At 57.8% G+C, this 11,751-nt stretch carries 11 protein-coding genes and 1 rRNA gene (1 of these 12 running past the window's edge); 9 read left to right on the forward strand and 3 right to left on the reverse strand.

What is annotated here, in order from left to right; translation table 11 throughout:
• The 3 genes from C9990_RS30845 to C9990_RS30860 all read right to left on the reverse strand — a co-directional run.
• Positions 1–715 (reverse strand): 16S ribosomal RNA (locus C9990_RS30845); it reaches 822 nt to the left of the window's first position.
• 628 nt (positions 716–1,343) lie between these two features.
• On the reverse strand, positions 1,344–2,564 hold the full coding sequence (locus tag C9990_RS30855) for a CaiB/BaiF CoA-transferase family protein (protein WP_106805520.1): 1,221 nt from the start codon (positions 2,562–2,564) through the stop codon (positions 1,344–1,346).
• Positions 2,565–2,577: 13 nt separating this feature from the next.
• The gene (locus C9990_RS30860; RefSeq protein WP_003187423.1) at positions 2,578–3,759 is read right to left on the reverse strand and encodes an acyl-CoA dehydrogenase; all 1,182 of its coding nucleotides are present in this window, start codon (positions 3,757–3,759) and stop codon (positions 2,578–2,580) included.
• Positions 3,760–3,916: 157 nt separating this feature from the next.
• On the opposite strand from C9990_RS30860, the gene C9990_RS30865 reads away from it, so the two are divergent.
• The 9 genes from C9990_RS30865 (at position 3,917) to C9990_RS30905 (ending at position 11,740) form a co-directional block, all read left to right on the forward strand.
• A complete protein-coding gene (locus tag C9990_RS30865; protein WP_106805521.1) occupies positions 3,917–4,816 on the forward strand; it encodes a LysR family transcriptional regulator in 900 nt (299 codons plus the stop codon).
• A 452-nt stretch (positions 4,817–5,268) separates the two neighbouring features.
• The gene (locus tag C9990_RS30870) at positions 5,269–6,390 is read left to right on the forward strand and encodes a Re/Si-specific NAD(P)(+) transhydrogenase subunit alpha (protein ID WP_065902877.1); all 1,122 of its coding nucleotides are present in this window, start codon (positions 5,269–5,271) and stop codon (positions 6,388–6,390) included.
• 14 nt (positions 6,391–6,404) lie between these two features.
• Complete coding sequence (locus tag C9990_RS30875; protein WP_003187417.1) at positions 6,405–6,725, forward strand: NAD(P) transhydrogenase subunit alpha; 321 nt, start codon at positions 6,405–6,407, stop codon at positions 6,723–6,725.
• Complete coding sequence (locus C9990_RS30880; RefSeq protein WP_106805522.1) at positions 6,725–8,161, forward strand: NAD(P)(+) transhydrogenase (Re/Si-specific) subunit beta; 1,437 nt, start codon at positions 6,725–6,727, stop codon at positions 8,159–8,161. Before C9990_RS30875 ends, C9990_RS30880 begins: the two co-directional genes overlap by 1 nt.
• A 234-nt stretch (positions 8,162–8,395) precedes the next feature.
• Entirely contained in the window at positions 8,396–9,889 is a 1,494-nt protein-coding gene (locus tag C9990_RS30885; RefSeq protein WP_065902871.1) for an acetyl-CoA hydrolase/transferase family protein, read from the forward strand.
• A gap of 318 nt (positions 9,890–10,207) precedes the next feature.
• On the forward strand, positions 10,208–10,423 hold the full coding sequence (locus C9990_RS30890) for a DUF1127 domain-containing protein (RefSeq protein ID WP_003187413.1): 216 nt from the start codon (positions 10,208–10,210) through the stop codon (positions 10,421–10,423).
• Positions 10,424–10,686: 263 nt separating this feature from the next.
• Positions 10,687–10,872 carry a DUF1127 domain-containing protein gene (locus C9990_RS30895; RefSeq protein ID WP_106805523.1) on the forward strand — a complete coding sequence of 62 codons (186 nt, stop codon included), beginning with the start codon at positions 10,687–10,689 and terminating at the stop codon, positions 10,870–10,872.
• Between the two features lie 135 nt (positions 10,873–11,007).
• Positions 11,008–11,328, forward strand: coding sequence for a DUF2388 domain-containing protein (locus C9990_RS30900; protein ID WP_065902870.1), 321 nt, complete (start codon positions 11,008–11,010; stop codon positions 11,326–11,328).
• 103 nt (positions 11,329–11,431) lie between these two features.
• Entirely contained in the window at positions 11,432–11,740 is a 309-nt protein-coding gene (locus tag C9990_RS30905) for a DUF2388 domain-containing protein (RefSeq protein ID WP_065902868.1), read from the forward strand.
• Positions 11,741–11,751: the final 11 nt, after the last annotated feature.

An 11,751-nucleotide genomic window follows, 5' to 3' on the forward strand; every position in this document is an offset into this window, starting at 1 on the left:
TGGTGTTCCTTCCTATATCTACGCATTTCACCGCTACACAGGAAATTCCACCACCCTCTACCATACTCTAGTCAGTCAGTTTTGAATGCAGTTCCCAGGTTGAGCCCGGGGATTTCACATCCAACTTAACAAACCACCTACGCGCGCTTTACGCCCAGTAATTCCGATTAACGCTTGCACCCTCTGTATTACCGCGGCTGCTGGCACAGAGTTAGCCGGTGCTTATTCTGTCGGTAACGTCAAAACAGTTACGTATTAGGCAACTGCCCTTCCTCCCAACTTAAAGTGCTTTACAATCCGAAGACCTTCTTCACACACGCGGCATGGCTGGATCAGGCTTTCGCCCATTGTCCAATATTCCCCACTGCTGCCTCCCGTAGGAGTCTGGACCGTGTCTCAGTTCCAGTGTGACTGATCATCCTCTCAGACCAGTTACGGATCGTCGCCTTGGTGAGCCATTACCCCACCAACTAGCTAATCCGACCTAGGCTCATCTGATAGCGCAAGGCCCGAAGGTCCCCTGCTTTCTCCCGTAGGACGTATGCGGTATTAGCGTCCGTTTCCGAACGTTATCCCCCACTACCAGGCAGATTCCTAGGCATTACTCACCCGTCCGCCGCTCTCAAGAGAAGCAAGCTTCTCTCTACCGCTCGACTTGCATGTGTTAGGCCTGCCGCCAGCGTTCAATCTGAGCCATGATCAAACTCTTCAGTTCAAACATCTTTGGGTTTTTAAGAAACCCTAAACTTGGCTCAGCAATCGTTGGTTACATCTTTGATTTCTCGCGGAGTAACTTGTGATGCTGATAATCTTGTTGACTATCAGTCTGACTCCACAAGCACCCACACGAATTGCTTGATTCAGTTGTTAAAGAGCGGTTGGTTAAGATCTTTCGTCTCAACCGAGGCGCGCATTCTACAGCAGCCTCATTTGCTGTCAAGTGATTATTTTCAGAAGTTTTCGAAGATTTCTTCAACAACTTCAACCACTTGCGCTTCCGATCTCTCGTTAGCGGGAGGCGAATTCTACAGCGTTACACGCTGCTGTCAACACCTCTTTTTCTCCGCTTTCGACCGAGAAGATCGAAACGTTAATAGAGCCAAACAACACCGCCCTACCAACTCCTTCTGGGCTTCGATGAACTGAAGCAAGTCGCTGTCGAATCTCGCGTAACTCTTTGTTTACCAAGGAGTTTTCCGTTTCGACTGCGCCGGAAGTGGGGCGAATTATAGACTTCCAGAATCTGCCGTCAACCCTTAATTTTGCTTTTCTATCAATTAGTTATGATTGGTTAAAAAACCATCAATAAAGCAACACTCAGCCTCTATATAGAAGGGACGCCCCTAGATAACGCCTGCCTCCTTCAACGCCGCGATATTCACCACCCCCAATCCCAATACATCCCTCAACACCTGCGCCGTATGCTCTCCTAATAGAGGAGGCGCGCTTCGGTACTCGACAGGCGTCTTGGATAACCGGATTGGACTGGCAACCTGAGGCACCATCCCCGCCAAGGCATGGGGCAGGGCAATCGCCAATCCACGCGCCTGGACCTGAGGGTCGGCAAACACCTGGGCCAAATCATTGATAGGCCCACACGGCACACCTACCTGCTCTAACAATGACACCCACTCGGCCGTGGTCTTGAAGACCGTAACCTGGCGAATCAATGGAATCAGCTCTGCGCGATTAGCCACTCGCATCGTGTTAGTCGCGAAACGCGGATCGTCCGCCCACTGCGGCTGCCCCGCCACGTCCGCAAACTTACGAAACTGGCCGTCATTACCTACCGTCAGGATGAAGTCCCCATCAGCCGTAGGGAAATCCTGGTAAGGCACGATATTCGGGTGAGCATTGCCAAGGCGCTTGGGCGACACACCCGTCGTCAGGTAATTCATGGCCTGGTTAGCCAGGCAAGCCACCTGCACATCCAGCAACGCCATATCGATATGCTGGCCGCCGCCGTCATGATCCCGGTGAGCCAGCGCTGCGAGGATCGCCACCGTGGAGTAGAGCCCCGTGAGAATGTCGGTCAACGCCACACCCACCTTTACCGGTCCAGCGCCTTCATCACCATCACGCCGACCCGTCAGGCTCATCAGCCCACCCAGGCCCTGGATCATGAAGTCATAACCGGCGCGAGACGCATAGGGGCCCGTCTGGCCAAAGCCCGTAATCGAGCAATAGATCAGCTCCGGATTGATCTCCTTGAGCGACGCATAGTCCAGCCCGTACGCCGCCAGCCCGCCGACCTTGAAATTCTCGATCAGGATGTCGGACTTGGCAGCCAGGTCACGCACCAGCTTCTGCCCATCCGGCTGCGTGAAGTCGATGGTCACCGACTCCTTGTTGCGATTGGCAGCCAGGTAGTACGCCGCCTCACTGGTGTTTTGACCATAGGCATCCTTAAGGAAGGGCGGCCCCCATGCGCGCGTGTCGTCCCCATTACCCGGCCGCTCGACCTTGATCACCTCGGCCCCAAGGTCCGCAAGGATCTGCCCGGCCCAGGGGCCTGCCAGTACTCGTGATAAATCCAGTACCCGCAAATGCGAAAGCGCGCCCATGCCCATGCTCCTATTAATAGAAAGCCTGGAGACCGGTTTGCGCGCGCCCCAGAATCAAGGCGTGCACATCATGGGTACCTTCGTAGGTGTTCACCACCTCCAGGTTGACCAGGTGCCGCGCCACACCAAATTCATCGGAGATGCCGTTACCGCCCAACATGTCCCGCGCCATGCGGGCGATGTCCAGGGACTTGCCGCACGAATTGCGCTTCATGATCGAAGTGATCTCGACCGCCGCAGTGCCTTCATCCTTCATCCGCCCCAGCCGCAGGCACCCTTGCAGGGCCAGCGTGATTTCGGTCTGCATGTCGGCCAGCTTCTTCTGGATCAATTGCGTGGCCGCCAACGGACGGCCGAACTGCTGACGATCCAGGGTGTATTGGCGCGCGGTGTGCCAGCAGAACTCGGCAGCCCCCAGCGCGCCCCACGAGATGCCATAGCGTGCAGAATTCAGGCACGTGAAAGGCCCCTTCAATCCGCGCACATCCGGGAAGATGTTCTCTTCCGGCACAAACACGTTGTCCATGACGATCTCGCCGGTGATGGATGCCCGCAGCCCGACCTTGCCGTGAATCGCAGGAGCGCTGAGACCTTTCCAGCCCTTTTCCAGGACGAACCCACGAATATCGCCGGCGTCGTCCTTGCCCCACACCACAAACACATCGGCGATCGGGCTATTGGTGATCCACATCTTGGCGCCGGTCAGGCTGTAGCCGCCGTCCACTTTGCGTGCACGGGTAATCATCGCGCCTGGGTCAGAACCGTGGTTAGGCTCTGTCAGACCAAAGCAGCCGATCCATTCGCCGGAGGCCAGCTTCGGCAGATACTTCTGTTTTTGTGCCTCGGTACCGAACTCATTGATCGGCACCATGACCAGGGAGGATTGCACACTCATCATCGAGCGATACCCGGAGTCGACCCGCTCGACTTCGCGAGCAATCAACCCGTAGCTGACGTAGTTCAAGCCACTGCCACCGTACTGCTCGGGAATCATCGCGCCCAACAGGCCGGTTTCGCCCATCTCGCGGAAGATCGCAGGGTCGGTCTTTTCATGGCGGAAGGCTTCGAGTACGCGGGGCGCCAACTTGTCCTGGGCGAATTGCTCAGCGCTGTCACGCACCATGCGCTCTTCTTCGGTGAGCTGTTGATCCAGCAGCAGTGGATCGATCCAGTTGAAGCTTGCCTTACCAGCCATGAATGAGTCCTCGCAGGGAAAATCAGAAGTCGTGCATGGAGCCTAGGCCGAGCGAACGCTTAGGGCAAACGAGGTTTCTGCATAGGGTTGTGCTAATTTCTCACTCCGAAGCAGCCGAGAAGGGCGCAGACGTGCTTTATAAGTGAGGACTAGGTACATGCGCAGAAAAATACCCAGCACCACCGCACTGGTCAGCTTTGAGGCTGCAGCCCGGCACGAGAGCTTCACCAAGGCAGCGCACGAACTTTCCATTACCCAAGGCGCCATCTGCCGACAGATTGCCAGCCTTGAGGAGTTTTTAAGTGTCGAGCTGTTTCGACGCTCTCGACGCGGGGTCAAGCTGACGGAAGCAGGGCTTTCGTACAGCCGCCGCGTCGCCACGCAGCTGGATGCCGTGGAGCGCGACACCTTGTCCGTGATGGGCCAGCAGGGCGCCAATGTCATCGAGCTGGCCGTGGTACCCACCTTTGGCACTCAGTGGCTGATACCGCGCCTCAAGGATTTCCAACGCCAACACCCGGAAGTCACGGTTAACCTGACCAACCGCACGCGCCCCTTTCTGTTTGCCGACACCGAATTCGACGCTGCGATCTACTTTGGAGATGCTGACTGGTCGGGTACCGAATCCCACAGACTGATGGGAGAAAACCCTGTCCCCGTGTGCAGCCCGCGCCTGATGGGCAATCGCACACATTTCAGCCCCCAGGAGATCGCAGAACTGCCATTGCTGCAGCAGACCACTAGACCCTATGCCTGGCGGCAGTGGTTCAACGCGCAACAACTGAACATACCCCGCGACATGACAGGACCGCGTTACGAGCTATTCTCGATGTTGTCGCAGGCAGCCATGCATGACATGGGTATCGCGCTGATCCCGCCTTTCCTTATCCAGCGCGAGCTGAAAGAGCAGCATCTAGTGATTGCGAGTCCTGAGGCCCTGAGTAGCTCGAAGGCTTATTACTTGATGATTCCGGAGAGAAAAGTCGAATCCGCATCATTGCATGCGTTCAGGGACTGGTTAGTCGATCAGTCACAACGCTACAGCCCAAGCCTTTAAAGGCCTAAAGCTCATAGCTGACTTTGTAGTCAATTAATTTGAAGACCTACAGATATACGTATATGTCGCTTTTAAGCAGACTGTACGGTTCTGCCAAAAACAAGGCTCAAAGCCATGATTTTCATGGCTTGTGGCAACTATCGCAGGTTCATACCTGACTATTCACACCGGCCATCGAAAAAGTCCCAACAAATACCTACAAGCCTTTAAACACCTGTATTTAAAGAGGTTATTCAGGCGCATTGCGACAATCAGTCACAGGGTGACTTGTAGTTAATTTTTCGTCACCCGTCATAATCCCTTGAAGGCCGTAAAGTTCGCCTGCAAAATGCCGCGCCCCGCTGTCATTTCAGCGGGATCGTGCTGATCGGCCGCCCCAGCTGCGCCACTCACGGTGCACTGGCCTTTTTACAAAAAGATCAAAAGCAAAAAGATCATGCAGGAGATTTGACGTGCACATTGGTGTTCCTCTCGAAACCCAGACCGGTGAAACGCGGGTGGCTGCCACCCCGGAAACCATCAAGAAGCTGATCGGCCAGGGCCATAAGGTCACTGTTCAAAGCGGTGCAGGCCTCAACGCCAGCATCGTCGACAGTGCCTATGAAACGGCAGGCGCAACCATTGGCAGCGCCGGCGATGCGTTTGGCGCCGAGCTGATTCTCAAGGTGGTGGCTCCCAGCGATAGCGAACTGGCGCTGATCAAAAGCGGCACCGTGTTGGTGGGCATGCTCAATCCGTTCAGCAACGAAACCATCGCCAAGCTGGCCGGGCAGGGCATCACTGCCTTTGCACTGGAAGCCGCGCCGCGTACCTCACGGGCTCAGAGCCTCGACGTGCTATCGTCCCAGGCCAACATTGCCGGTTACAAGGCCGTCTTGCTCGCCGCCCATCACTACCCGCGCTTCATGCCGATGCTGATGACGGCCGCCGGTACGGTAAAAGCCGCACGCGTGTTGATCCTCGGCGCTGGTGTCGCTGGCCTGCAGGCCATCGCCACGGCGAAACGCCTGGGTGCGGTGATCGAAGCATCCGACGTACGCCCGGCGGTGAAAGAGCAGATCGAATCCCTCGGCGCCAAGTTCGTCGACGTGCCTTACGAAACCGATGAAGAACGCGAATGCGCCGTCGGCGTCGGCGGTTACGCCCGCCCCATGCCCACCAGCTGGATGCAGCGCCAAGCCTTGGCCGTGCACGAGCGCGCCAAGCAGGCCGACATCGTCATTACCACCGCGCTGATCCCCGGCCGCAAGGCGCCGACCTTGCTCAGCGCCGAAACCGTCGCGCAGATGAAACCCGGCTCAGTGGTCATCGACCTCGCGGCGGCCCAGGGCGGCAACTGCCCGCTGACGGTCGCCGATCAGGTCGTGGTCGAGAACGGCGTGATCATCTGTGGCCCGACCAACCTCGCCGGTGCCGTCGCCGCCGATGCGTCTGCCTTGTACGCACGCAACCTGCTGGACTTCCTGAAGCTGGTCTTCACTAAGGAAGGGCAGTTTGAAATCAACCTCGAAGACGACATCGTCGCCGCGTGCCTGATGTGCCGCGACGGCCAAGTCATCCGCAAAAACGCCTAACAGGGATTCAGACGATGGAAGAGCTTATCTCCCCCGGTATCTACAACCTGATCATCTTTGTGCTGGCGATTTATGTCGGTTACCACGTGGTCTGGAACGTCACGCCCGCGCTGCACACGCCGTTGATGGCGGTGACTAACGCGATTTCGGCGATCGTGATCGTCGGCGCCATGCTTGCTGCCGCGCTGACCGTAACCCCGCTGGGCAAGACCATGGGCACATTGGCCGTGGCCTTGGCAGCCGTTAACGTGTTCGGCGGTTTCCTCGTGACGCGCAGGATGCTGGAGATGTTCAAGAAGAAAGCCCCGAAAGTAAAAGAAGAGGCGCCGAAGTAATGAGCATGAATCTGGTCACGACGCTCTACCTGATCGCGTCGATCTGCTTTATCCAGGCCCTCAAGGGCTTGTCACACCCAACCACCTCTCGGCGGGGCAACCTGTTCGGCATGCTTGGCATGGCGCTGGCAGTACTCACCACCGTGGGCCTCATCTATAAGCTCGGTGCTGAGCTGGCCACTGCCGGTATCGGCTACGTGATCGTTGGCTTGCTGGTCGGCGGCACCGCTGGCTCGATCATGGCCAAGCGCGTGGAAATGACCAAGATGCCGGAGCTGGTAGCGTTCATGCACAGCATGATCGGCCTGGCCGCGGTATTTATCGCGATTGCTGCCGTGGTCGAACCGCAATCCCTGGGCATCGTCAAACACCTGGGCGACTCGATCCCGGCGGGTAACCGTCTGGAGCTGTTCCTCGGCGCAGCCATCGGTGCAATCACCTTTTCCGGTTCGGTGATTGCGTTCGGTAAGCTCTCGGGCAAGTACAAGTTCCGCCTGTTCCAGGGCGCACCGGTACAGTTTGGTGGCCAGCACAAGCTGAACCTGATGCTCGGCCTGCTGACCCTCGGCCTGGGCCTGACGTTCATGTTCACCGGCAACCTCACGGCCTTCGCGTTGATGCTGGCCCTGGCCTTTGTGCTCGGCGTGCTGATCATCATCCCGATCGGCGGCGCGGACATGCCGGTCGTGGTGTCGATGCTCAACAGCTATTCCGGCTGGGCAGCGGCGGGGATCGGCTTCTCGCTGAACAACTCGATGCTGATCATCGCCGGCTCGCTGGTAGGTTCGTCCGGCGCGATCCTGTCGTACATCATGTGCAAGGCGATGAACCGCTCCTTCTTTAATGTACTGCTCGGTGGTTTCGGCAATGCGCCGGATGCCGGTGCTGCAGCCGGTACTAAAGAAGCGCGCCCGGTGAAGTCCGGCTCGGCCGATGACGCGACTTTCCTGCTGACCAACGCCGACACGGTGATCATCGTTCCAGGCTACGGCCTGGCGGTGGCCCGGGCACAACACGCGCTCAAGGAGCTGACCGAGAAGCTCACCCACCATGGCGTGACCGTGAAGTACGCGATCCACCCGGTGGCAGGCCGCATGCCTGGCCACATGAACGTATTGCTCGCCGAGGCCGAAGTGCCTTACGACCAGGTGTTCGAAATGGAAGACATCAACTCCGAGTTCGGCCAGGCCGACGTGGTGCTGGTGCTCGGCGCGAACGACGTGGTCAACCCGGCCGCCAAGAACGATCCGAACTCGCCGATTGCTGGCATGCCGATCCTGGAAGCGTTCAAGGCCAAGACCATCATCGTCAACAAGCGCTCGATGGCCAGTGGTTACGCCGGCCTGGACAACGAGTTGTTCTATCTGGACAAGACCATGATGGTCTTTGGTGATGCCAAGAAGGTCATCGAAGACATGGTTAAAGCCGTCGAATAACACTGCGCCAGCGCAATACCCGAAACCCTGGCCTCCCGTAGGCTGGGGTTTTTTCGTTCCAATGCCCTGCGTGGGAATGCAGTCAGGGATGCTCTGCGTCCCGCTTTGCGCACTCACATGAAACCCGACCAAAGGCTCTAAATCGCCGCCTGGCATTCGACCATGGTAGCGGGCCGAAATTTTTTGAAATCACTACACTGCCCACCTTGCTTCCGTAGCCTGAGATAACAATTCATGTACCGTGATCGTATCCGCTTGCCTTCGTTGTTGAACAAGGTCATGAGCGCGGCAGACGCCGCCGCACTGATCGAGGACGGCATGACCGTCGGCATGAGCGGCTTCACCCGCGCCGGTGAAGCCAAGGCCGTCCCCCACGCCCTGGCCGAACGCGCCAAGACTTCGCCGCTGAAAATCACCCTGATGACCGGCGCCAGCCTGGGCAATGACCTGGACAAGCAACTGACCGAGGCCGGTGTGCTGTCGCGACGCATGCCGTTCCAGGTCGACAGCACCCTGCGCAAGGCGATCAACGCCGGCCAGGTGATGTTTATCGACCAGCATCTGTCAGAAACCGTCGAGCAACTGCGCAACAACCAGCTCAAGCTGCCGGACATCGCCGTGATCGAAGCCGTCGCGATCACCGAACAAGGGCACATCGTGCCCACCACGTCGGTCGGCAACTCGGCCAGCTTCGCGATTTTCGCCAAGCAAGTGATTGTCGAGATCAACCTGGCACACAACCCGAACCTGGAAGGGTTGCACGACATTTATATCCCGACGTACCGGCCTACCCGCACCCCGATTCCATTGGTCAAGGTCGACGACCGCATCGGTAGCACGGCGATCCCGATCCCGCCGGAAAAGATCGTCGCGATTGTGATCACCAACCAGGCCGACTCCGCCTCAACGGTAACGCCGCCTGATGCCGACACCCAGGGTATCGCCAATCACCTGATCAACTTCCTGAAGCAGGAAGTGGACGCCGGTCGCATGACCAACAAGCTTGGCCCGCTGCAGGCCGGGATCGGCAACATCGCCAACGCGGTGATGTGCGGCCTGATCGAGTCGCCATTCGAAGACCTGACCATGTATTCGGAAGTGTTGCAGGACTCGACGTTCGACCTGATCGACGCCGGCAAGCTGAGTTTCGCCTCGGGCAGTTCGATCACGCTGTCGGAGCGGCGCAATGCCGATGTGTTCGGCAACCTGGAACACTACAAGGACAAACTGGTGCTGCGCCCGCAGGAAATCTCCAACCACCCGGAAGTGGTACGGCGCCTGGGCATCATCGGCATCAACACGGCGCTGGAGTTCGATATCTACGGCAACGTCAACTCCACCCACGTCTGCGGCACGCGGATGATGAACGGCATTGGCGGCTCCGGGGATTTCGCGCGCAACGCGCACCTGGCGATTTTCGTCACCAAGTCGATTGCCAAGGGCGGCGCGATTTCCAGCGTGGTGCCGATGGTCAGTCACGTGGACCACACCGAGCACGACGTCGATATCCTGGTAACCGAGGTCGGGCTCGCCGACCTGCGTGGCCTCGCACCCCGCGAGCGCGCGCGGGTGATCATCGACAATTGCGTGCACCCGGCCTATCGCGATGCACTGAACAGTTACTTCGAATCCGCCTGCGCCATCGGTGGCCACACTCCGCACATCCTGCGCGAAGCACTGAGTTGGCACATCAACCTCGAAGAAACCGGACATATGCTCAAGGCTTGATTGATACAGATTCGAGCTGATGCAAACACAGTTTCATCAGCTCGATGAACCGACCGACCTTTTTTGAAAAAACTGTACTGCTGTACCGGTCATTTCCTACCGAAATCTCCTACGATTATCGACGAAACTGCCAATTTCGCACTATTTCAGTGCGGACAGGTACAGTTGCCCCATTTCCGTACAGTACAGCACCCTTAAACAGTTAACTGGCCCCTCACAATACAGGTGAACTGTATCTAGAGAGTCTTGCGCCGGAGGAGGATCATTGGCATCAGTTAAACCACTACCTAATCCCGCCACAAGCGGAAGGATGTCATCATGGAACGTACACTCAGTTCCGAACTGTTCTTCGAAGAAAAAGCTGTAAACACCCAGGCCTCCCTGCCTTTGCGCGTTCTCGCCAACCTGATGTTGTGGCAGCGCCGCATCTCCAGCCGCCACCAACTGGCTCGTCTGGATTCGCGTCTGCTGGCTGACGCCGGTATCAGCGAAGCTCAACGCTACGAAGAGCTGAGCAAGCCGTTCTGGCGCTGATTGGCGCCCGCTGGCCCTGACCCCACGGGTCCACTGCCAGCACTCTGATTTGTCAAAACAAAGCCCGCCCCGGGTAACCGGAGGCGGGCTTTGTTGTTTCCGGGATTCCCGTTTTGAGGCGCTAAAACAGAAGGCCTTTGCAGGGACAGGTACAGTTTAATAATTATAACAATTAAGCAGTACAATTTAGCCTGGGTGTATCTGTATCGGTCACAGCCTCTCGCCCAACATGGTGTTTCAGGACCTCATCAAAGGCACCCACCATGGCTACGCGCACCTCTCTTTGTAAGCATCTATTACGCCGTACCGCCTGCGTACTGACCAAGTGGGCGCGTCACGCATACGAAAGACGCCAACTGGCCCAACTCGATCCTCGTGAACTGTCCGACTCCGGCATCAGCCATGGAGACCGAATGGCCGAGCTCTCCAAGCCGTTCTGGCGTGACTAGGCAGTCAAGACGCTACCCGAACGGATAAACGGCGGCTTAATATCCGCTCACCACGTGGCGAACCCTTTAGGACGGGCGTCTGATCCCAACAGCTGTCCTGTGCCACTTTATTCGTTCATCTACAGGAGTCACCCCATGTCCCGTCTTCGCCTGCTGAGTGCTGCTGCCCTGTTGGCCCTGGCTGCCAACGCCCACGCGACCAGCTTCATCGTGACCACCGACTCCATCGTCGGTGCACTGAAGGCCACCTCGGATGCCAGCTCCGATGCCACTTCGTCCCTGCGCGACAACAAGGTCGTGCGCGCCGCCCGCGACGACGCCGCCAGCTTTGTTGCCAGTGAAGGCGCCATCCGTGGCGTGAAGCTGGAGAGCGCCCTGGCCCAGATCCGCCAACAGGCCCCGCAATTGAATTCCGCGACTGACGCACAACTGGCCCAGGCCATCCTGGCTATCTGATTAAGCTGACACAGGGAGCGCCCGCCGCTCCTTGGTGCCGCCGTACTGGCTCTCGCCCGGGCATTGCGCTAGCCTTGGCGCTCGTTTTCAGTTGTCGAGTCCCATGGCTTTTTCATACCGCCTGTTAATAGTCCCTGTGTTGTTTTCCATCGGTTGGTCGCCAATGGCCTCGGCCTTTGACCTGACCACCCAGAGCACCGTCGCGAGCGCCTACGCCACCAGCAAGGTGACCTCTGCGCCCTTCGACAGAAAAGTAGTCATGGCCGCCCAGGATGATGCAGCCGCTTTCATCGCCACTGACGGCCAATGGCGGGGGGCACGCCTGGAATCAGCGCTGAATTATCTGCGCCGCGCCCAACCAAAACTTAACGCCAGCGACCTTGAACTGGCGCAAGCAATTCTCGTCCAATAATCATCTTTGTA

The organism is Pseudomonas sp. S5D5 (assembly GCF_003013355.1).
GTDB classification, from domain to species: domain Bacteria; phylum Pseudomonadota; class Gammaproteobacteria; order Pseudomonadales; family Pseudomonadaceae; genus Aquipseudomonas; species Aquipseudomonas aylmerensis.